The sequence below is a fragment of the Arthrobacter sp. P2b genome (assembly GCF_900168295.1).
In the GTDB taxonomy this organism is placed as follows: Bacteria; Actinomycetota; Actinomycetes; order Actinomycetales; family Micrococcaceae; genus Arthrobacter.
Genome location: NZ_FVZL01000001.1, coordinates 79,482 through 100,545, shown reverse-complemented (window position 1 = coordinate 100,545; position 21,064 = coordinate 79,482). Strand labels below are relative to the sequence as shown.

The window sequence follows — 21,064 nt, the reverse complement described above, 5'->3', positions numbered from 1 at the left end:
GCGGTCGACGGCGGGGACCTCCCGCCGTCGACCGCTTCCGTGCGAGGCGCGTTAGGCCGTTACCGCCCGACGAGGCCCATGTGCAGGTCGTTGTAGCGGTTCCCCTGCACGCCGATGCGGCTGGCGACAGCATTCAGATCGGCGACCTCATCGGCGGACAACGCCACGGTGGTGGCGGCTGCGTTCTCCTCGAGGCGCTCGCGACGGCGTGTCCCGGGGATCGGCACGATCCACGGCTGCTGTGCCAAGAGCCATGCCAGCGCGATTTGTCCGGGGGTGGCGTTCTTGGCGGCGGCCAGTCCGGCGACGTGGTCCACCAGGGCCTGGTTGGTGGCGCGGTTCTCGGCCGTGAAGCGCGGGATGGTGCCGCGGACGTCACCTTCCGCGAACTCTGTGGACGTATCTACGGTGCCGGTGAGGAAGCCCTTGCCGAGCGGGCTGAAGGGCACGAACCCGATCCCCAGTTCTGCCAGGGTGGGCAGCACTTCCGGCTCCGGGTCCCGCGTCCACAGCGAGTACTCGCTCTGCACAGCCGTTACCGGAAAGACGGCATGCGCTGCACGGATGGTGGCAGCCGAGGCCTCGGACAGCCCGAAGTGGCGGACCTTGCCGGCCTGGACGAGTTCGCCGACGGCACCTGTCACTTCCTCAATCGGCACATTGGGGTCCACGCGGTGCTGGTAAAAGAGGTCAAGCGTGTCGACGCGCAGCCGGCGGAGTGATTCGTCCGCGACGCGTTTGATCCGCTCCGGTGAACTGTCGAGTCCTACGGATTTGCCGTTCTCGATCCGCCAGCCGAACTTCGTGGCGATGACGACCTCGTCCCTGACCGGTGCGAGGGCTTCGCCGACGAGTTCCTCATTGACGAACGGGCCGTACACCTCGGCCGTGTCAAAGAAGTTGATCCCAATTCCGACGGCGTCGCGCAGCACCCCGATCATTGCCTGGCGGTCCCCGGGGTTGGGGCCGTAGCTCTGCGACATCCCCATGCAGCCAAGGCCAATAGCCGATACCTGCAGGCCCTGCCCAAGTGTCCGTGTATGCATCATGTCTCCCTCGTTGATGACGTCGCTGCCGGGGCGTGCCCGGCCTTCCTCCAGTCAACGGCTTTTCGGGGCGCCTGTGGGAGTCCCTGCTGTAACTGGTACTGGCAGGCCCTCCCTTAGCGGAGCATCACTTCATAAACGCGGGACGCACTTGCCGGTTCCCAGCAGCGCAAGCCCGGCGCGGTCGCCGTCGCCGAAGTCCAGTTGCCCGCTGTTCTCTTCGTACATCAGCTGCGTGGGATCGTTCACGTGGCCGAGACCGACAACATGGGCCAGTTCGTGCATGATGATGGCTCGAATCAACGCCGGGCCATTCGGAGAGGCCAGTGTTTCAGTCAGTCCTGGCGCATCCAGCTGTACCTGGCCCGTGACGTACACGTAGGGCTCACCCGGAACCTGGATCGAGGCGCTGCCTCCCGTCCCTGCAATTCTTCCCGTCAACTCAGGGGCCTCTTCCGGCGTGGACCACGCAATCAGGACCGGCGCCCATCTCTTGCCATAGCGATCAGGCTGGTACGCCTCTCGACCCTTCGTCGGTGCTTCGGACGTGATCCCGTCGTACACGAACTGCAGTCCGGAAGCAGCGGACACGGCGGACACGGCCTCCTGTATGAGCTGGTCCGTGCCGGGCGGTGCCAGGTCCGTCCGGACAACGTAGTGAACGGGACGGCACGGATCGTAGGTCACAAACGGCTGGTCCGCATCGCGCGACTCCTGCAGGACATACGCCGTCGACCCGGTGCTGGCAGGCGGGATACCAAGTGGGGATGAAGCGGCTTCAAAACCTGGCGGCGGGACTTCAGAGCCGGGCAAGTGGGGCAGAGCCTGCGACAAGATGTACCGATCGAACAATGATGGCGCGAAATAGAGTCCGACGACGAGCCCGACGCCAAGAACCGTGGCCACCCCTGGTCTCCACTTACGGGTGCGACCTGCCTTGGTCTCCCGGAAGCGACGCCTCTTTCCTGCGCCTTGTGTTGGCGCCGTCCGCGAGGGCTCGGGATTCTCAAGCTTGCCGAGTGCCTCATCAATCGCCCACTGTGGGATACGACCGCTCGGCGAACGCCTCACGCCTGGAATGTCATGGCCGTTGGCAGGCACACCTGAAGAGTCCTTGTTGCCGAAACCCGATACCACCAGCGCCCCCTTGTGCGGGTTGTTAGTCAGATGTGGTCAGGATTGCGGCTGCAGGTAGCTCTTGACGCTCGCACGCAGCGCCTCTGTGTGTTCGTAGATCTCCTCCAAGGAAGCGATGGGTACTCGGGTTTCTTCCTTGTTCTCGTCGAAGATCCCAATGTACTTCTGCGTCCGGTTGAAGTGCAGGCGCGCAATCGGCTTGCGGTTGTTGTCATCCAGTAGAACTGCAAAGTATGACTTGGCGTCGCGCTGCACTACACGAGCTGGCTTAACCTCGCTGCAGACAATGGCCCGCACGATTTGGTAACCCTCGATCTCTTCCAAGGTCGTCTCCAAGCCATCAGCCTCGGCTAGGTCTGCTTCGGCGACCGGAGCGCTGGTGACGGTTGCAGCCACTGCGGCTTCTTCGTTTTGCGGGAAGCCGGGTGCGCCCAGCGCTTTCTTCAGCCGTTCGTTGACCTGGTCATTCAAGAACTGTTTTGACGCCTTGGATACCAAGGCGGTGAACTGTTCCCGCACCTTTTGGGTGTAGGGGCCCGGGTAAACGCGTCCGGTCAGGAACTTCACCCATTCATCCTCTGGCTCCTTGAACTGCGCGGCCAGCGTCCGCTTCAGTTCACCGATGTATTTCAGCTCGCCCGCTGCGCTGATTATTGAATCGAGGTCGAAGACTTCCTTCGACAGTTTTTGCAGTTCCGGGATCAGTGACTGGTCGATGTCATTGAGATCGAGCACGAGGAAAGGCTTGGCATCCATACGGTTAGGCGCATCCAGGTCGGTGAAAAACTGATAAACCTCGCCGTTGGTGAGAATTGCGATCCTGGCATTGGTCACGGCGAAGTACCTGAAAAGCTGGGACGCGTGCTCAATTTTCACGGGTTCGGTCGACTTCTTGCACTCGATCAGGATCTGGACTTCGCCGTCCTTGACGATGGCATAGTCAATCTTCTCGCCCTTCTTGAGCCCGACGTCCGCGATGAACTCGGGCACGACTTCCAAGGGATTGAAAACGTCATAACCAAGGATGGTGGAGATGAACGGCATCACGAACGCGTTCTTCGTTGCCTCTTCTGTTTGGATCACATCCCGCTGCTGGCGCACCTTTGCTGCCAAAGCGGAAAGTTTTTCTGCGAACTCCATCGGTCCCCCTACAAGACTGTTGGTTGCTGCCATAGCAGAGCAGCGTTTAACCAAGCTGTTGAAGCAACAAAATACATGTCAATGCCTCTGTTGCGCGATAAGCCCGTCCTAAAGTCACAGCATGTCGAAAACATGCGCAGCGGTTAGGCTAACTTTCGCTTACTTTTCTGATCCCCAAAAACCAGTAGGGGCACTATGTCCGTAGATGAGCAGATTCTTACTTCCGGGGATTTGTGCTTGGCCAAAGATATCGGCGGAACTCGATTATTTTCGGTGTCGCAGGGTTATATATTTTTGGGATCACCTATGGTGTGGTGGCCTTTATGACCGCTCGTAAGGCAGAAGAACAGGGAGTGAAGGCCACGGCAGGAAAGGTGCTCCGTGTCCTGGGGCTCGTCGGCGGCGTCATTGTTATGACAGCGTTCTTCTCTAACAAATAGCAATCATCAGCGGCTGCTAGTTTTTGCTCGCTGAGGAGGTTGGTGTCGAGCGGTTTCGACAGGGTCAACCACCGGCCCTCGCTTTATGACAAGGCAGCAGGCAGAAGCGGACGACCGCTAGAACCAAGCCTCCTGCCGTCGTTTTACCGTTGCCATCCCGTGCCAGCCTGTCCCGTGGGACGATAGGTCCAGCGCGCTGGTGGCGCGCGGCTTCGTGACGATGAACGGGGGCATCATGACGGTTGCTTCGACCTCGAGTGCGCCGGGAGGACTGGGCCACCCTGACTTGGAAGCCGCGCAGGTTCCGGGACTGCTGGAGGCCAATCCTGAGGCCGCCATGACGGTGCTGGTCGCCGACGACGACGAAGGGTCCCGGCTCGTGGCGAAAGCCGCAGTGGAGAAATCCGGGCATCACTGCATCGTCGCTGCGGACGGCGATGCGGCGTGGCAGCTTTACCAGGAATGGCGTCCGCAGGTGGTCATTAGCGACGTGATGATGCCCGGGCTGGACGGGTTTGATCTGTGCCGCGCCATCCGGGCCGCCGAAACAGGCACCTATACGTACGTCATGCTGCTGACCTCGCACGGCGCCCAGGAGGACGTGCTGGAAGGCATGAGGGCCGGAGCGGACGACTACGTGGCCAAGCCGCTGGACCCTTTCATCCTGCACACCCGCCTGCTGGCCGCCCGGCGGGTCACGGCACTTCACGGCGCCCTGGCCACCGCCCTGGCTGAAGCCAGGGACAGTAATGAGCGGCTCGCCGAATTCACCGGCCGGGTCAGCCACGACCTCCGCAACCCGCTGACCTCCATCCTTGGCTACGTCGAGCTGGGTGCCACAGACGCAGAATCGGGCCACACGGAAGAGGCCGCAGAGTACCTGGAAATCGTCGGCGGCAGCGCGCGGAGGATGCTGTCCATGGTGGAGGAGCTGCTGGCGTTCTCTACCGTCGGCGGCTCCCTGTCCCGGTCCCGGCTGTCGCTGGCAAGCCTGGTCAGGGACGTCACCGAGGACCTAGGGCTGGGCCTGCAGGAAGCCGGCGCCGTAGTGCACTGTGAGGATTTTGTTTTCGACGCCGACGAAAGCCAGCTGCGCGTGGCCCTGCAGAACCTGATCCAGAACGCGGTGGCGTACCGGCGCCCGGGCGTTCCCCCTGTCATCACCGTCCGCGGGCAGGGTGTCGGAGCCGGTGCAGTGGTCCGGGTCGAGGACAACGGCAAGGGGATCGCGGCCACGGACCGTCGCAGGGTAGTCGAACCGCTGGTCCGGCTGCACCGTGCAGGCGACCCCGCCGGCACCGGACTGGGCCTGGCCACGTGCGCCAGGATCGCTACCGCACATGGCGGACGGCTGGAGATTTCTCCTGCCCCCAGCGGTGGTACGGCCGTCAGCATCTACCTCGGGGCGCTGTAACGCAGGGATAAGCCCCGGCATGCCGGCGCCGCGGCGGGGGATTGGTCCCTTCCAGTTCACCCGCCGGCAAACAACACGTCCTCCGCCGTTCTCCCGCGGCCAGCAGTCTTTTCACGCCCCCCTTCTGCCCGGCGCACCCCAGCCGGGCGGACATCCCCGAGGTACCAGGAGTACTCCGTGTTCGTGAAAAGCACCCTTGCCACCGTCGCTGTCCTCGCCTCCCTGGCTGGGACGGCCGCAGCACCAGCCCAGGCCGAGGCAACCAAGCCTGCGCCCGTCGTCGTCGGCCAGCCGCTGGCCCAGGCACATGCGCACAACGACTATGAGCATGACCGCCCCCTGTTCGACGCGCTGGAGCACGGCTTCACCAGCGTCGAAGCGGACGTCTGGCTGGTGGACGGCGAGCTGCTGGTGGCCCACGACCTGGAGGACGTCCAGCCCGGCGTCACACTCGAAAGCCTCTACCTTGACCCGCTGCAGGACCTGGTCCGAAGCCAGCAGGGCCACAGCGTCTACCCGCAGTGGGACGGCAGCCTGCAGCTCCTGATCGACATCAAGAGCGAAGGCGAGGCCACCTACGCCGCCATCGAGCAGGAACTGGCCGAGCACCGCGACATCATGAGCCGCTACACCAACGGCACCACCAAGACCGGCCCGGTCACCGCCGTCATCAGCGGCAACCGCCCGCTCGCCACCATGCAGGCACAGGAAAAGCGGTTCAGCTTCTACGACGGCCGCTCCGCCGACCTCAGCTCCGGCAAGCCCGCCGACCTGATGCCGCTGGTCAGCGACAACTGGACCAGGCTCTTCACCTGGCAGGGCGTCGGACCGATGCCCGAGGCTGAGCGCGCCAAGCTGCACGCCTACGTTGCCGAGGCGCACGCGCACGGTTACCGCGTCCGCTTCTGGGCGACGCCGGACCTGCCGGGCCCAGCCCGCGACGCGTTGTGGACCGAGCTTGCCGACGCCGGCGTGGACCACATCAACACCGACGACCTCGCCGGACTGCAGCAGTTCCACACCGCCCGCGCGGCATAGCCCTTCCCAGAGAAACAGGAACAAGTTCCATGCCTTCAAAGACCATCAAAACGACGACGGCGGCAGCCGTCCTGGCACTTGGCCTCCTTGTGTCCCAGCCCGCCACGGCCGCTGACAGCACCAGCGACGCCTTCACCTTCGGCGTCATCGGCGACATCCCCTACGGCGAGGCCGAAATCGCCAAGTTCCCCGCCCGCATCCAGGACATCAACGCCGACAGTGCCCTGAAGTTCGTCACCCATGTGGGCGACATCAAGAACGGCTCCTCGGTCTGCTCGGATGAGTACTTCGCCAACATCCGCACCCAGTTCGACACCTTCGAGCACCCGCTGGTCTTCACCCCGGGCGACAACGAATGGGTCGACTGCCACCGGACCAACAACGGGGCCTACAACCCGCTGGAACGGCTGGGCAAGCTGCGTGAAGTCTTCTTCAACGAACCCGGCAAGACCCTGGGCGCCACCATGCCGGTCAAGACTCAGGAGAGCCTCGGACTGCCGGAAAACGTCCGCTTCACCCAGAACCGGGTGGCCTTCTCCGTCCTGAACATCCAGGGCAGCAACAACTCGCTCCTGCCGTGGAGCGGCTTGGGCGAAACCACGGCCACCCCCGAGCAGTTGGCCGAAGTTGAGCACCGGACGGACGCGGTCCTGGACCAGATCCGCGAAACGTTCGATGACGCCGAGCGCCGCAACGACCGCGCCGTGGTGCTGATGACGCAGGCCGACATGTTCGACCCGTCGCTGCTGGCCGCTGCCACGGCAAACCCTGACCTGGTGTCCGGGTTCCGCGAGATCGTCCAGGCCATTGTCGAGGAAACCAACGGCTTTGACCGCCCCGTCTACCTCATCAACGGCGACAGCCACATCTTCGCCGAGAACCAGCCCCTGGCCGAGGGCTCACCGTGGCTGGACATCTACGGCCAGGCCCCCGCGGACGACCTGCAGCGCATCACCGTGGACGGCTCGGCCAACGCCACCAACTACGTCCGGTTCACGGTGGCCGGCAACAGCGCCGACGGCGGCGAGGTCCTGAGCTGGGAAAAAGTCCCCTTCAGCTCCTAGGCACCAAAGGAAAAACGGCCGACGGCGGGAACCTCCCGCCGTCGGCCGCTTCCTTTTGCGCTGGCTGCTTTCGTGGTGCCTGCTGCCGTCGTTCCCCTCCGCATCTGGGGGTGTCTGGTGGACACTGCCACCGACCGGCCAAGCTGCGTAGCGTGATGGATGTGGACAGAAAAGACGACATCCGCCAGTTCCTGATCTCACGCCGCGCGAAGGTCAGCCCGGAGCAGGCCGGCATCCCCAGCTACGGGGAGCTGCGCCGCGTGCCGGGCCTGCGGCGTGAGGAGGTGGCCCAGCTGGCCGGGGTGAGCACCGATTACTACACGCGGCTGGAACGGGGCAGCCTCCGCGGCGTCTCCGACTCGGTCCTCGAAGCCGTGGCGTCGGCCCTTCAGCTGGACGAGGCCGAACGGGCACATCTGATGGACCTGGCAAGGACGGCGAACGCGCCGTCACGCCGTCGGACGCCCCGGCGTCCTTCCCAGCAGCGGGTCCGCCCTGGGGTTCTGCGCCTGCTGGACGGGATGACCGGCGCGGCAGCGATACTGCAGAACGGCCGCTCGGACGTGCTCGCCGCCAACCTCCTGGGCAGGGCACTGTACGCGGACGTGTTCAACTCGGAGGTGTCGTACGGGCCGGACCTGCAGGGCAGGCTGCCGAACCAGGCACGCTACCTCTTCCTCGACCCGGCCGCCGGTGACCTGTACCCCGACTGGAATGCGGTGGCGGCCACCACGGTTGCGATGCTGCGCTCGGAATCGGGCCGGAATCCCCATGACCGGGCGCTGAACGAGCTGGTGGGGGAGCTGATCACACGCAACGGACAGTTCGCCGCGCTCTGGGCTGGGCACGACGTGCGGATCCACACCACCGGAACCAAGCGCTTCCACCATGCCGTGGCCGGAGACCTGTCCCTGCAGTTCGAGACGCTGCACCTCCCCGGTGACGAAGGTCAGACCCTGTTCGCCTTCACCGCCGAGCCCGGTTCCGCCTCCGCAAGCGCGCTGGCCTTCCTCGCCAGCTGGGCGTCAGCGCCGTCCGCTGCAGCCACCGCCGGCGATCCTGCCGGCGGAACCACTATCCCCGCCCGCCCCCACGCGCAGGCGGAATCACGCATCACAGGAAAGACAGAACCACATGACTGAGCAGAGCCCATCGACAGAACAGAACGCTAACCGGACCGGCAAGAAGGTCTGGTTCATCACCGGCGCCGGCCGCGGACTGGGCACAGACATCGCCAAAGCTGCCCTGGCCGCCGGGCACGCGGTGGTGGCCTCCGGCCGCAATCCCGAAAAGATCAGCCAGGCGGTCGGCGACCATGAGGACCTCCTGGCCCTGAAGCTGGACGTCACCGACGAAGCGGACGCTACCGCCGCGGTGCTCGCAGCCGTGGACCGGTTCGGCCGGGTCGACGTTCTGGTGAACAACGCCGGGAACTTCTACGCCGGGTTCTTCGAGGAAATCACGCCGCAGGACTTCCGGGCCCAGATCGAAACCACCATGTTCGGCCCCATCAACGTCACCCGCGCCGCCCTGCCGGTCCTGCGGGCCCAGCGATCCGGCCTGCTGGTCACCATCTCCTCCACCGCCGGCATCGCGGGCGGGGAGTTCCTCACCGCATACGCCGCCTCAAAGTTCGGCCTGGAGGGCTGGGCCGAGTCGCTGGCGCCGGAAGTGGCCCCGTTCGGCATCCGGTCCATGATCGTGGAGCCCGGGTTCTTCCGCACCGAGCTGCTGACCCCGGAATCCACCAGCTACGCCGACTCCACCATCGAGGACTACGCCGAGCGCACCGAGCAGACAGTCAAAGCCTGGACGAGCATGGACGGCCAGCAGTGGGGAGACCCGGCCAAGCTCGCCGATGCCCTGATCCAGCTGGCCGAACTGGACGAGCCGCCGCTGCGGTTCGCCGCCGGCGCGGACGCCGTGGACACCTTCGAGGCGCGCGCCAAGACGCTGGGGGATCAGGCCGCCGCGCACCGGGACCTTTCAAGCAACCTCGCCTTCAGCGACGCCTGACAAACGGAAACGTACGACGACGGGAAGCGTCCCGCCGTCGTACGTCCCCTTCACCAACGCGGGGTCACTCCCGGCCCAATCCGCTGCGTTCTTTGGGCCGGGAGTGACCCCTTGTCAGAAGGCGGTCAGGGCTCCGTCACTGCCACGGAAATGCTGTGCGGCGGCAGGGTGAAGGTGGCTGCCTCATCGGCCTTGATGACACTTGAACCAGGCGGTTGGTTGGGTTTGGGTTGTCCGCCGTTCCCTTCACCCTGGCTCGGGTTCCACTTGTACTGTGCGGCCCCGTACTGCTCGAGCGCGATCTCCCCCTCAACAACGTCGTGCTCACCGCCGGTTTTGTGCATCAACCGGACTTTGATCGATTTTTGCGGGTCCTTGTTGAACAGGAGCACGCCGAGGCTGCCGTCGGGCCGGCGCAGCGCGTAGGCGGTGACCAGCGGCTCACCCTTCTGGTTGTTGATGTCGCTGGTGGCGGTATGGACGGTGTGGTTGCCGTCGCTTCCATGCACCCAGTGCTCGTTCACAAGCCGGGCAGCCTGGAACGCGGCCAGGGGCCGGATTTTCCACTCATCGTAGAACTGCAGCATCATCAGGTTTCCCCACGAATTGCAGTTCTTGCCTTCCTTTTCCTGGAAAACCCAGTTCGGTTCCAGCCCGTAGTAGTAGCTGGTCTCCCCGCCCAGGGCCAGGAAGAGGGCGGCGGTTTCGGCGTTGATCATGGCGCCGGGCAATTCCAGTTCCACCTGGCCGGCGAAGGAGGAGTACCCGTACTCGGTGATCACTTTGGGAATGTCAGCCGGAAGGCCGGCCTGCTCCTGGCGGACAAGGAGGTCCTTGAGGAGCTTGGGGTGTTCGGCCAGCGGGGCGGTCGGATCAGCGCATACATCGTCGAACGGATACCACTCGAAGGAGAAGAAGTCGAAGTCCTCCATCTTGTTGCGTTCCCGCAGGTAGGACACGAAGCGCCCGGTCCAGGACCTCACGCCCTTGGCATCAGGCCAGTGCACCCACTCCGGCAAGGTGGTCTGGTAGCCCGGGCCTCCGAACTCGACGGCGGGATCAACCTCTTTCATCGCCCGGGCCATCTGCAGGTACAGCGCCGCGTAATGTTCGGGCTGGGCGAGCTGGCCGTCCGGTTCCTCACCGATCTCAACGCGTTCCACCGGGTAGCCGCGCTTCTTCAGGTAGCGCAGCAGGGCTGCGGCGTCCTCCGGCACGCCGTACAGTGCGGGAACCGGAACCATCATCGGCTGGCCGTTGGTGATGCCGCTGTCGAAGAGCCGCTCGAAGCTGGCGTGCTCGTAGTGTTTGTCGATGTCGCCTGCACTGTGCCACGGGTCGGTGGAGGACGTCCACATCTCCGTCTGCTCCTGGGAGGGCGTATGGGCGATGTAATCGACAAACCCGTCGGCCGTCTCCTGCCCGATGGAGAGCTCGCGCACGGCGAATCCGAGCTTGTCACGGACATCGGTGGAACCCGCCGGAGCGGTGTCCGAATCCTGGGTCAGCACGATGCGCAGATACTGCACATCCATCGGTTGGGGCGCGATCCGTACGGTCTGGGAACCGCCGGTTCCCGTATGGGTGCTTAGCGGAAAGTCGACCCATTTCCCGTCGTCAACCGGAAAGTGGGCGTCCTTGCCGGACCAGTACTGCACCTTGAAACCCGTGGCGAACGGCGTACCCCAGTCGAACATCACGGTGTCGATCGGAAAAGCGTGGGGGAAGACGGCCATGATCCACTGCGGGTTCAGATCGTCCGGTTCCCCGGTGAAGTGCGAGTCCAGGTACGGGTTGCTCTTCCAGAACGTGGAGAGGTCTCCGTCGGAGAGCCGGGAGTAGCCGTCGTTCTTTCCCTGGTCGATGGTGTTTCCGCGGCGGGGAAGGCGGTACCCCTGGGACGCCCGGTAATCTTCCTTCGGTTCATCCGAGGAGACCCAGTACCCCTGCTCCGCAGCGGGGTCGCTCCATGTCCCGCGCGGATTCCAGTGCCAGGCCTTGACGCCGAGTTCTGTGCGGAGCCGGTAGCTGATGGGTCCGAATCCGGCCGTTTTCATCGCCTGGACGTTGGCGGGGGTCCAGACCTTGTCGATTTCTCCTTCTTCCAGGCCGTCCACGCCGGCGCCAAGGACCCGGGTGCCAGGGAACTCGTTGAGCGTTGTATCCAGATCGATGGTGACGGTTGCATCCACGGCGGGCAGCGTGGGGGGAACGACGGCGAAGCCATCGAGCAGTTCCACCGTGAGGAGGGCCGTGACCACCAGCAGCACCATCTTCTCGACGCGCCAGGGTTCCCTGTGCCGTTGCTTAAAAGTCATGCGTCCCTCCAGGAACCTGACAATTCACATTCCCTCCTCGCGATCAGGGGGGTGGGAACCAGCGGTCCCCGAAGCCCCCGGGTCTTAAGCCAGGGCGCCACAAAACGTAGTTCGACGCTACAAGGAGACCGCAGCCGGGCGCACGAGTATTAATTACCTACAACGCGCAGGCCCACTACTTGCCCAGGTTGGTTCGCACGAAGAGGACGTACGACGGCGGGAGTCCTAGCCCTCGGCGTTTCAGGCGCTGAGGTTCCAGTGCACCCGGATGGCATCGGCGATTGGTCCTGCGGCGACGTCCACGCGGAAGGCAACGGGCGCCGTGCCTGTCTCTTCGATGACTGCGTCGCGGTACACACGGCCGCATTTAGGGCACAGGGTGAAGAGGTCCTCATCCGCGGGCCATGCCGCCAACTCCGGAGGGACCGGCAGATCTCCTCCTGCATGAACGGGCACGCCCTGCGAGTTGGCCTGGATCAAGCCATCCTGGCTGACCGTGTTGCCGCAGATGCAGGTGATGGTGGTGACATCATGACCCACCACAGTGGCGGTTTCAGCGTCCACGATGACCTCCCGGGGTCTGGAAGGGAGCTGTACCTATCAGCTTATGCCTGCTGGTCAGCGGCCACAGCATCCCATCGCTGGGGCCTACCCAACTTCCGCAGAATCCATTGCCTGCGTGCGGTGCGGGGTTCACTATAGAGGCTGTCGGGAAGGCTGGGGCCGCCTACTGGAAGCGCTCACCGCCCTAGGATCAAGGATTCACCATGGATAACGGCTCCGTCTCCCCGAACCGACGTACGCTGCTGAAGGCGGCTGGAATGGGGGCGGCCGGTGTTGCCGGCTTGCCCCTTCTGTCCGCCTGTACGGGCGCATCGGCGCAGCTTGCAGCGTCATCGGCGCCGGCAGCTCTGCTCCCGGCCCCGCCTCAACAAGTCGAGCCGCTGCTGGACCGGGCCAAAGTCGATAACGCCCTGGCCAAGCTCGAGGGATTGATCCAAGAGGCCATGGGGAGTACCGGGCTCCCGGGCATGGCCGTGGCCGTCGTGTACCGGGACGAGGTCCTGTACTCCAAAGGCTTCGGGGTCCGGGAAGTCGGCAAGCCCGGGGAGATCACTCCCGACACCGTGTTCCAGGTGGCTTCCGTGTCCAAGCCCCTGGCGTCCACCGTGGTGGCAGGAATAGTGGGACAGGAGGTCATCGCCTGGACAGACCCCGTCATCGAACACAACAAAAGCTTCACGCTCAACGATGAATACGTCACCCGGAACGCAACCTTCGCTGACCTGATGTCACACCACAGCGGGCTCAAAACGGGCTCGGGTGACCTGCTGGAGGACCTCGGATTCGACCGGGCCTACATCCTCAGCCACCTCAACCAGGAGCCCCTGGACACGTTCCGGGCAAGCTACAACTACAGCAATTTCGGCTTCACCGAAGCCGGCCAGGCGGCAGCCGATGCGATGAAAATGAGCTGGGAGGACCTGGCCGACGAGGTCTTGTTCCGGAAGCTGGGCATGTCCGCCAGCAGTTACCGTTACGCGGACTATGAGCGCGCCACCAACAGGGCCATCATCCATGTTCCGCTCGGGAACAAGGAGTGGGCGGCGAAATACCGCCGGATCGCCGATTCCGAGGCTCCGGCCGGGGGCGCGAGTTCGTCGGTGCGGGACCTGGCCCAGTGGCTCCGGCTGCAGCTCGGAAACGGCAGCTACGAGGGCCAGCCCGTCATCGATCCGGCCGCCCTCCAGACAAGCCGCGTTCCCCACTCGGTCTCCGGGCCGGCACAGGCCCCTGCAGCCCGGTCCCGTTTCTACGGACTGGGCTGGAACGTCTCCTATGATGACCAGGGCCGCGTCCAGCTGGGGCACTCCGGAGCTTTCAACCTTGGCGCCGCCACCGCCGTCGCGATGCTTCCCGGCGAACAACTGGCCATCGTCGCCCTGACCAACGGGCGCCCGCAGGGGATTCCGGAAGCAATCTGCGCCGGCTTCCTGGATGCGGCACAGCACGGATCACCCACCGTCGACTGGCTCACCTTCACCGCCGATGCATTCAGGCGGATCGATGAGTCCGACAATCCTGAGGTCGATTACACCAAGCTTCCGCCCAGCCCCTCGCCTGCCGGGCCGAACAGCGCCTACACGGGCACCTATGACAACCCCTACTACGGCCCGCTTGTGGTCCTTGAAGAGGGCGGAAAACTGGCCATGAGAATGGGGCCCGCCGGCAGTCCCACCACCTTTCCGCTCACGCACTTCGACGGCGACACGTTCAGCTTCGAAACCATCGGCGAGAACGCCAACGGCCTGGCCGGAGCACTGTTCGCAGGGGCAGGCGGCGGCCCCTCGCCGAGCGTCACGCTGGACTTCTACGACCGGACCGGGCTGGGCACCTTCACACGGGCCTCGTAAGGCGGCAGCCACACAAGGAAGCGTACGACGGCGGCGCCTCCCGCCGTCGTACGTCCCCTTTTGCACCAACGCGGGGTCAGAGCAGGCCCAATTTCCGGCGATTATTGGGCCGGGAGTGACCCCGCGTTGCATGTGCGGAGCGGGCTAAGCGGCCGCCGCCGAGGGCACCACACTGCTGTCCGCAGTGGTGCCGGCCAGCTGCGGTGCCCAGCCGTCCGTTCCCTGCAGGTAGGTCCTGACGGTGTAGTTGCCCGCCTCAGCCCCGGGCAACTGCGGTCGGTCCGGGGTCACCTGGGCGCCGGGGCCGCGGTTGTTGTACTCGTGGAACCGCGCCTCCCGCCAGGAGAAGCCGCTCATGTCCGTCCACGGCGTGCCGGAGATGTGCGCGCCGAGCCAGGAGTCGCGCACCAAGACCTGCGCAACCGCCTTCGGGTCACCACTTGGGTGCCACGGCCTGCCCAGGTGGACAGTGTTAGCTGCCGCGTCCGAGACCAGCCGGCACTGGTCAAAGAGGTAGCCGTACCTGATGGAGAGGTCCAGGCTGCCGGCGGTCACGTACCCGTTGTTCGTGCTGGAGGCGCGGTCCAGGGACTTGATCTCGCAGCCGCTGAAAACAGCGGTGCCCCGGCCGAAGATGAAGTCCACATCCCCTTCCACGTAGCAGCTTTCGAAGTAGAAACGGGCTTGGACACCGGCTCCCGGTGAGTTGACCAGCAGGGTGTCCTGGTTGCCCAGCATCCTGACGTTGGACAGCACCGAGCGGTCCGCCGTGATGTGCAGCGCGACGGCCTGGCGGTCCTTCATGCCCAGGTTGGCGGCTTCGTCGAAGTCGTTGCCAATGGTCAGGTTCCGTGCCACGAAGTCCGGCCCGTCAATCCGGACGGAGGCGCTGCCGGAGGTGCCGAAGTTCCCGCTGCCGTCCGGCTTGGGCGTGCCGGACGCGTTGTTGTAAACCAGCACCACGTCCTCCGGCCGTCCGCCCTGCCCAATGAAGGAGATCCGCGGCTTGTCAGCCGGAACCCGCACCGCTTCCCTATAGGTGCCCGGCTGGATCCTGATGATTGTCCGCTGAAGGCTGCCAGGAGGGACGGAATCGACGGCGGACTGTACGGTCGTGAACGTCCTGCCCGGTCCGACGTCGAGCGTGACCGGGACGTCGATGGGCCGCTCGGCGGGCCAGTACATGCCCAGCAGGGGATCGGTGCCCGCGTCGATGTTCAGGAAGTAGCCCGGCGGGACAATCTCCTTGGACTGCAGCTCGCGGGCCACGAGGCGGGCCACCGCCAACGCACCGGTGGCCTGGAAATGCGTGTTGTCCTCCGAACCCTGGGGATACTGCGGGTGCTCGCCGGGAGCCAGGTGCAGGAAGTGCTGCTTGGTTCCCTCCGGACCCAGCTGCTGCCACAGCGCCTTGGACGACGCCGTCAGATCCACCAGGGGAGTGCCGGACGCCGCGGCGAGGTCCCGCACGGCCTGCGGATACGCGCCGTGCGAATCCTGGGCATTCCCGAAGGAATCGAAGCGGCGGCGTTCCACGGAGGTCACCAGGACCGGCTTGCCGCCACGGGCTTTGGCGCCGTCGATGTACCGGCCCAGGTACTCCTTGAACGTGGAGTCCGGCAGCGTTCCCCGGTTGGGGTCCGTGACTTTCTCGTCGTTGTGGCCGAAGGAGATCAGCAGGTAGTCGCCCGGCTGCATCAGGGCCAGTACCCGGTCCAGCAGCCCGGCGTCGGCATAGCTCTTGGAGGAGGCGCCGGACCAGGCGTAGTCAAAGACGGTGGCCTGCGGCCCCAGCAAGAGCGGCAGTGCCTGTCCCCAGCCGGCGCGGGGCCGTTCCGACTGCTGGTAGGCCGACGACGTCGAGTCCCCGACGACAAAAATGACCGGCTTAGTGCGGGGTTTCGTGGGGTCCGGCTCGGCCTGGGGGAAGGCGCTGGCTATGCCCGTTCCCGAGAGTGCCATGCTGCCTGCGGTGAGTGCGAGGGTGGCCAGGACGCTGCGCCGGCTCGGCAGGATGGCGGCCATCAGAGGTCCCCTCCGGCGGTGAAGATGGGGCCGGTGGAGTTCTGGAGCAGTGCCGGCACCGCCTGGGCCGGGTGGACCTGGGTGCGAAGCGTGGGCGTCCAGGACGTGTCCGCTGCCAGCTGGTCCGCAGGTGCGGCAGCGGCGTTGTACTCGGCACGCAGGTCGGTGATCTTGCCGTTGACGGCGTTCCCGATGGTGGTGACCGCGGTTCCCTTGAAGCGCCGGATGATGTCCGCGGCGTCGGTTCCGGCCGGAAGCGTGAAGGCGTTCGCCTCGGCGTAGAGGTGGGAGTCGAATCCGGCGCCGAGGGCGTATTCGAAGGGGACGGTGCTGTCTTCATTGACCTTGAAGTGGTTGTTGTACACATCCACCTGGCCGAACCGGACGCGCGGGGCGCGCTGGCCGATGTTTTCGAAGACGTTGTGGTGGATGGTGACGCGCAGCTTGCCGGGGTCCCCGCGGTTCGTGTTGTCAGTTGAGCCAATCAGGAGCAGCTTGTCATGGTCGGAGAACCGGTTGAAGGACATGGTCACAAGGTCGGAGCCGTTGGTGACGTCCACGGCGCCGTCGTGCACCTGGTACGGGCGGCCGAAGTAGTCGGGCTGGTTGCTGTCCAGGTTGGGGGCGTCCGTGAACTCGGAGTGGTCAATCCAGACGTGGGTGGCTTTGTTGATGACCTGCAGCAGGTCGTACTCGCTGTTCCAGTTGCCCTCGTCGCCGTCGGTGGGGTCCCAGGCGGGGAAGCAGTCGGCGGCGTCCCGCACCGTGAGGTTGCGGACGATCACGTTGGTGGCGCCGTTGACGCGGAGGGCGGCGCCGCTGATGCTGCTCTCCGGGGTGGCACCGACGATGGTGGTGTTGCTGGGGATGTCCCACCGGATGGTCTTCGCCTGGTTTGCTGCGGCGAGGCGCCTGGCGCTTTCCTGCGGACCGGCGGGTTCCTGGCTGCGGCCGTAGGTTGCTGGGTCGAAGTCCTGAAGGTACTGCTCGAGGCTGTAGCCGGTGCCCTCGGCATAGTTTTCGCACGTCAGCGCTGAACCGTTCGCTGCGGTGTTGGCATAAATGGTTCCGTGGACCCGGACAATCTTGGGCTGGGTGCCGGCTTCAGCGAAGGCAGCCAGCAGCTCGGCTTTGGTGGAGACGTCGTAAACGTTGGCATCCTCTGCCGCTGAACCGCCCGTGGTTCCTGTTCCCTCGGACGCCCAGCCGTTCCCTGCGGCAAGAACCTGGCGCTCCAGCGGGGTCTGGGCGGTCTGTGCGGTGGGATCGGATACCGGGCTCGGAGCCGCTCCAGCGGGAGCCGATATGGCCAATGCTCCTGCCACGGCAATTGCTGCGGACATGGATAAGCGGGTACTGCGTTTTCGCATGTTCTCTCTTCCGTCATTGGAATGAACTGCGCCCGGCTCGGAGTCCACTATGACGCCGGCATTGTGAGCGCTGACAAGGACACTACCCAGAAAGCGGTTTCTCAGCAATAGCTGGATCAGAGGCAGGTGCTGTTTTGGCACGTCAGCTGTGCCTTCCGGCCTTCTTCGGGAGCATATTGTGGTGGCTGTCGGACGGGCGCACCATGGTGGTATGAACGCGGAAACAGCTGCACCTGTGGAATTGAGCCTTCCCGAAGCCTTCCTCCTCTTGGCGACAAATGACAACGACGGCAAACCCGAAATTCCCGTCTTCGCACTCAGGACCACCCTGGCCGGGGCCATACTGGGGGAGCTGGAAATGCAGGGGGCGATCGAGCTGCAGGGAAAGCATGTAAGGGCTACCGGCGCCACCCCCAAAACCGAGCTCCGGCGTGAGCTGGAGGCTATCCGGCACAAATCACGCCTCCACACACCTAAACGGTGGGTATCGATGATGGAGAGCCGGGGGGAAGTGCAGCGCGTTTATGAGGGCATGGCGTCCCGGGGCATTGTGGAACATGCGGGCGAAAAGCACCTCGGCTTCTTCCGGACAGTGCGGTTCCCGGAGAAGGACCACGCTCCGGAGGCGGCGCTCATGAAGAAGCTCCAGGCCGCCCTCGCCGTTGTACCGGCCGGGCAGCAGGTGCCTGAATCCACGCCGGCCCCTGCAGCGACCATTGATGGGAGGACGACGGACGCCACGAAACCAGCTGCCAAGGCACCCGATGCCAGGACGCTGGCCCTGATCGCTTTGCTTCAGGCTGCCGGGCTGTTCCACAAGCTTTTCCCGTCAGCTGACAGGGTGTGGGCGGACGAGCTCGCGAAGGATTATTGGCCGGCGCGTGCGGTGGAGGACGAACTTCGGATGATCAGGTTGGCGGAGGAAGAAGCCCCGGCGTTGTGACGTAGGGTCTGCGGCGGGAGGTCCCGCCGTCGTCCGTTGAAAGAGTCTGTCAGCTCTCGATGGTTACGCCGCGCCAGAATGCGATGCGGTCCTCGATCTGCTTGGCGCGCGGCTTTGGCTGGGGGTAGAACCAGGCGGCGTCCACGTTCAGCTTCCCGTCGACTTCCAACGTGTGGTAGCTGGCCTGGCCCTTCCACGGGCAGACGGAATACATGTCACTGTCCCGCAGATAGCCGGCGTTGACTGCGTCCCGCGGGAAGTAGTGGTTGCCCTCCACCACCACGGTGTCGGCGGATTCGGCGATGACTTTTCCGTTCCAGATAGCCCTGACCATGTAGATCCTTCTGTTGGGTGCCGTCGGCCTCGGATGCGCCACGGTCGTAGGTATGCCAACGTCTCCGGTGATGCCGTTTGTTCCCGCGCGAGACGGACAGTCAGCGGCCTCTGGTGTCCACCGGAATCACGTCCACCCGGGCACCGGGACCGAGCACCACCAGGACGTGCCGCGCCGTAATGCCGTCCAAGGCCTTCACTACCTGCCCCATGCTCTCGTTGGACGCAGGGGAGGTGACCGGGTCCGGCGGGGAGGCGGCGCCGTCGTCCGTTCGGAGCCAGACGGTAACTTTTGCACCCCCGGTGGCCTCGGCAATTTCCTGAGCGAACCCCTCCGAACCGGGCCGGGCCACGAGCGTGACCTGGTCAATGGTCCTTGTCTGTGGCGGCGCAGCTGCCGCGAGAGCAGCACGGTCGCGCCGCCACAGGGCGAAGTGGTAGCCGGCCACCATCCCCGCGGCCACCAGGAGACCGAGCGGTCCGCGGATGCGGTCGATGGCGCTGCCGCCCGATACTTCGCCCAGGAGGAATTCGAAGATCCGGTATCCGATCACCAACAGGGCAATCAGGGCCACCACGGCACTGACCCCGAAGAACGCGATGAGGTAGATGCGCCTTCCGTGCGTGATCGCATCGGCGCTGTCTGGCTGCTTTGCAGGTTTCCATGCAAGCCACCAGACCGGGCCGCCCACCACCAGGGAACTGATGCCACCCAAGAGCAGGGTCCGCTCCGTGCCTCCGGCCAAGGGCGATACAGCACCGCCCAGCAACGAACTCACAATCACGCCAATGCCCGAGGCTGCCGCAGCCAGGGCCACCGCGGACGTCACCAGGAGGCTTGCCCGCCGGGTCTCACTGGACCGGTCCACCGACACGGCCCGGTGGTAGCGCCACACCACTGCCCCGATCACAGCAGCGGCCAGCGCCGGGGCCAGGGGTTCGAGGAGTTTGCCCACCGGGTCTGCCCGGTCGAAGGCCAGCCTGAGGAGGACAAACAGCACCACTGCGCCGCCAGCCAGCGCCGTGATGCCGGCGGCGAAGATTCCGACGGCGATCATGCTCACGTCAACGAGGGCCGTCCGGAGCCTGCGGCCGCCCTCGTGGAACCAGTGCCACCACCACACCGAGCCTCCGCCGGCCGCCCACACCACTGACCGGAGCACGGAATACCACCACGGTTCCGCCCCGGTGATGGCAAGGCTGGCGCCCCGGATGGCGGTGTCGAGTAACCCGCCCAGCGCGGAAATCGCTGCAATCGTGCCGACGACCAGGCCATAAACGGTTCCGATGGTGGTCCGTACATCCTCCAGGTGGGCAGCCCCTTTGTCCGGATGCCTCCACATCCAGCGGTGCCACACCCAGACGGCGGCCCAGACCAGTCCGTTGGACAACAGGGACGCCCACTGGCCGCGGGGACCGCCGATGAGTGAGGCCCCCAGTTGCAGCAGCGACGTGGTGGCGACGATCAGCGAGACGGTGTACATGCCGGCCAGGTACAGGCCCCAGCCGGCTGCGGCGCGCTCCGCCTCGTCGATCCTGCGCCACAGGATCCACCACAGGAGCAGGGCGAGCGGTCCGCCGATCAGGGTGAAGGCAAGTCCCCCGGCGAGGCCGGGAACGTCCCGGGCTGCAAGCACTGTCCCGGACGCGAAGAGGCGCTCCATCAAGCCGCTGAAGCCGGAAGCCGCGATCATCACCAGGGCGAACAGCAGGGCGTACTGGATGAGGCGGCGCAGGGTGGTCTGGGCCCGGGTCAGGCCCGTCGACGCCGACACTAGCTGGGAACTCATGGCCTTGCCGGGACGCCAGCGCAGGAAAGAAGGGGGAATGGGGCCGCGTCCACCTTCCACCTGCCGTCGACCTTCACGAGTGAAAAGGCGTCCTCCGACTGATACTCGGCTGGGCCGAAGGGGCCGCCGTCAGAAGACTGCACGATGGACACGGTCACGGTGGCCGATTCCGCCCGTTCCCTGGTGGAGACCAGGACCACCCGGTCCGGTGGAGGCATGCCGTCGAATTTGCCCACGCACTGCGTCTGGGCCGCTGCTGTCAGGTATGAGCCCGCGGTTACGGTATCGCCGTCGATCACCGCAGCGCTGTACCGCTGCACTACCCCGGCAGGACTGGCCTCGTCCAGCGGTTCCGGTTCACCCCTCATGAACACGACGGCCAGCGCGACCGCCACCAGCACGCCGACAGTGCCAAGCAGAACGATGAGGATCCTGTCAGGTTTTCTCGCTGCACCGTTCATGCGGTCAGTATGAGCCTCCGGCTCCACAATTACTGTCGCCTTTCAGCCGCGATTTGGTCACTTTTCAGCTTCCGCCAACCATAGTGACAACGATGTTGCTTTTACTGCAACAAAA

General features: G+C 65.0%; 17 protein-coding genes. 7 read left to right on the top strand and 10 right to left on the bottom strand.

Going from position 1 to position 21,064, the window contains the following annotated elements; genetic code table 11:
- Positions 1-59: 59 nt before the first annotated feature.
- The 3 genes from B5520_RS00505 to B5520_RS00495 all read right to left on the bottom strand — a co-directional run bounded on the left by B5520_RS00505 (position 60) and on the right by B5520_RS00495 (position 3,323).
- On the bottom strand, positions 60-1,046 hold the full coding sequence (locus tag B5520_RS00505) for an aldo/keto reductase (protein WP_079595841.1): 987 nt from the start codon (positions 1,044-1,046) through the stop codon (positions 60-62).
- Between the two features lie 132 nt (positions 1,047-1,178).
- Complete coding sequence (locus B5520_RS00500; RefSeq protein WP_254865425.1) at positions 1,179-2,183, bottom strand: peptidase; 1,005 nt, start codon at positions 2,181-2,183, stop codon at positions 1,179-1,181.
- A gap of 36 nt (positions 2,184-2,219) precedes the next feature.
- Positions 2,220-3,323, bottom strand: coding sequence for a type I restriction endonuclease (locus B5520_RS00495; RefSeq protein WP_079595114.1), 1,104 nt, complete (start codon positions 3,321-3,323; stop codon positions 2,220-2,222).
- A 675-nt stretch (positions 3,324-3,998) separates the two neighbouring features.
- Here B5520_RS00495 and B5520_RS00485 point away from each other — a divergent pair.
- The 5 genes from B5520_RS00485 (at position 3,999) to B5520_RS00465 (ending at position 9,295) form a co-directional block, all read left to right on the top strand.
- The gene (locus tag B5520_RS00485; RefSeq protein ID WP_368483711.1) at positions 3,999-5,177 is read left to right on the top strand and encodes a response regulator; all 1,179 of its coding nucleotides are present in this window, start codon (positions 3,999-4,001) and stop codon (positions 5,175-5,177) included.
- A gap of 177 nt (positions 5,178-5,354) precedes the next feature.
- Positions 5,355-6,215, top strand: a complete 861-nt coding sequence (locus B5520_RS00480) for a phosphatidylinositol-specific phospholipase C/glycerophosphodiester phosphodiesterase family protein (protein WP_079595112.1) — start codon at positions 5,355-5,357, stop codon at positions 6,213-6,215.
- Positions 6,216-6,244: 29 nt separating this feature from the next.
- Entirely contained in the window at positions 6,245-7,279 is a 1,035-nt protein-coding gene (locus B5520_RS00475) for a hypothetical protein (protein ID WP_079595111.1), read from the top strand.
- A 155-nt stretch (positions 7,280-7,434) separates the two neighbouring features.
- Positions 7,435-8,421 (top strand): helix-turn-helix transcriptional regulator, encoded by a 987-nt coding sequence (locus B5520_RS00470; protein ID WP_217700301.1) that lies wholly within the window; start codon positions 7,435-7,437, stop codon positions 8,419-8,421.
- On the top strand, positions 8,414-9,295 hold the full coding sequence (locus B5520_RS00465) for an SDR family oxidoreductase (protein ID WP_079595110.1): 882 nt from the start codon (positions 8,414-8,416) through the stop codon (positions 9,293-9,295). Before B5520_RS00470 ends, B5520_RS00465 begins: the two co-directional genes overlap by 8 nt.
- 125 nt (positions 9,296-9,420) lie before the next feature.
- On the opposite strand, the gene B5520_RS00460 is transcribed toward B5520_RS00465, so the two are convergent.
- Both B5520_RS00460 and B5520_RS00455 read right to left on the bottom strand, forming a co-directional pair.
- Complete coding sequence (locus tag B5520_RS00460; protein ID WP_079595109.1) at positions 9,421-11,613, bottom strand: discoidin domain-containing protein; 2,193 nt, start codon at positions 11,611-11,613, stop codon at positions 9,421-9,423.
- 240 nt (positions 11,614-11,853) lie between these two features.
- A complete protein-coding gene (locus B5520_RS00455; RefSeq protein WP_079595108.1) occupies positions 11,854-12,177 on the bottom strand; it encodes a hypothetical protein in 324 nt (107 codons plus the stop codon).
- Positions 12,178-12,380: 203 nt separating this feature from the next.
- Between B5520_RS00455 and B5520_RS00450 the strand changes: the two genes are divergently transcribed.
- Positions 12,381-14,027 carry a serine hydrolase gene (locus B5520_RS00450; RefSeq protein ID WP_079595107.1) on the top strand — a complete coding sequence of 549 codons (1,647 nt, stop codon included), beginning with the start codon at positions 12,381-12,383 and terminating at the stop codon, positions 14,025-14,027.
- Between the two features lie 144 nt (positions 14,028-14,171).
- Here B5520_RS00450 and B5520_RS00445 read toward each other — a convergent pair whose 3' ends face one another.
- Together B5520_RS00445 and B5520_RS00440 are read right to left on the bottom strand one after the other, a co-directional pair.
- Positions 14,172-16,052 (bottom strand): pectinesterase family protein, encoded by a 1,881-nt coding sequence (locus B5520_RS00445; protein ID WP_079595106.1) that lies wholly within the window; start codon positions 16,050-16,052, stop codon positions 14,172-14,174.
- Positions 16,052-17,395, bottom strand: a complete 1,344-nt coding sequence (locus B5520_RS00440; RefSeq protein ID WP_254865424.1) for a pectate lyase family protein — start codon at positions 17,393-17,395, stop codon at positions 16,052-16,054. Before B5520_RS00440 ends, B5520_RS00445 begins: the two co-directional genes overlap by 1 nt.
- Before the next feature lie 238 nt (positions 17,396-17,633).
- On the opposite strand from B5520_RS00440, the gene B5520_RS00435 reads away from it, so the two are divergent.
- A complete protein-coding gene (locus B5520_RS00435; protein ID WP_079595104.1) occupies positions 17,634-18,365 on the top strand; it encodes a GOLPH3/VPS74 family protein in 732 nt (243 codons plus the stop codon).
- 49 nt (positions 18,366-18,414) lie between these two features.
- Here B5520_RS00435 and B5520_RS00430 read toward each other — a convergent pair whose 3' ends face one another.
- From B5520_RS00430 to B5520_RS00420, 3 genes are all read right to left on the bottom strand, one after another.
- Entirely contained in the window at positions 18,415-18,699 is a 285-nt protein-coding gene (locus B5520_RS00430; protein WP_079595103.1) for a DUF427 domain-containing protein, read from the bottom strand.
- A 100-nt stretch (positions 18,700-18,799) separates the two neighbouring features.
- The gene (locus B5520_RS00425) at positions 18,800-20,488 is read right to left on the bottom strand and encodes a DUF5671 domain-containing protein (RefSeq protein WP_079595102.1); all 1,689 of its coding nucleotides are present in this window, start codon (positions 20,486-20,488) and stop codon (positions 18,800-18,802) included.
- Complete coding sequence (locus B5520_RS00420; protein ID WP_079595101.1) at positions 20,485-20,949, bottom strand: hypothetical protein; 465 nt, start codon at positions 20,947-20,949, stop codon at positions 20,485-20,487. The genes B5520_RS00425 and B5520_RS00420 overlap by 4 nt, the downstream gene beginning before the upstream one ends.
- Positions 20,950-21,064: the final 115 nt, after the last annotated feature.

Coding starts and splice junctions, on each gene's coding strand:
- B5520_RS00475 (WP_079595111.1), top strand. CDS start 6,245: ATGCCTTCAAAGACCATCAAAACGACGACGGCGGCAGCCGTCCTGGCA.
- B5520_RS00420 (WP_079595101.1), bottom strand. CDS start 20,949: ATGAACGGTGCAGCGAGAAAACCTGACAGGATCCTCATCGTTCTGCTT.
- B5520_RS00505 (WP_079595841.1), bottom strand. CDS start 1,046: ATGCATACACGGACACTTGGGCAGGGCCTGCAGGTATCGGCTATTGGC.
- B5520_RS00470 (WP_217700301.1), top strand. CDS start 7,435: ATGGATGTGGACAGAAAAGACGACATCCGCCAGTTCCTGATCTCACGC.
- B5520_RS00430 (WP_079595103.1), bottom strand. CDS start 18,699: ATGGTCAGGGCTATCTGGAACGGAAAAGTCATCGCCGAATCCGCCGAC.
- B5520_RS00440 (WP_254865424.1), bottom strand. CDS start 17,395: ATGTCCGCAGCAATTGCCGTGGCAGGAGCATTGGCCATATCGGCTCCC.
- B5520_RS00460 (WP_079595109.1), bottom strand. CDS start 11,613: ATGACTTTTAAGCAACGGCACAGGGAACCCTGGCGCGTCGAGAAGATG.
- B5520_RS00450 (WP_079595107.1), top strand. CDS start 12,381: ATGGATAACGGCTCCGTCTCCCCGAACCGACGTACGCTGCTGAAGGCG.
- B5520_RS00445 (WP_079595106.1), bottom strand. CDS start 16,052: ATGGCCGCCATCCTGCCGAGCCGGCGCAGCGTCCTGGCCACCCTCGCA.
- B5520_RS00485 (WP_368483711.1), top strand. CDS start 3,999: ATGACGGTTGCTTCGACCTCGAGTGCGCCGGGAGGACTGGGCCACCCT.
- B5520_RS00425 (WP_079595102.1), bottom strand. CDS start 20,488: ATGAGTTCCCAGCTAGTGTCGGCGTCGACGGGCCTGACCCGGGCCCAG.
- B5520_RS00435 (WP_079595104.1), top strand. CDS start 17,634: ATGAACGCGGAAACAGCTGCACCTGTGGAATTGAGCCTTCCCGAAGCC.
- B5520_RS00465 (WP_079595110.1), top strand. CDS start 8,414: ATGACTGAGCAGAGCCCATCGACAGAACAGAACGCTAACCGGACCGGC.
- B5520_RS00495 (WP_079595114.1), bottom strand. CDS start 3,323: ATGGAGTTCGCAGAAAAACTTTCCGCTTTGGCAGCAAAGGTGCGCCAG.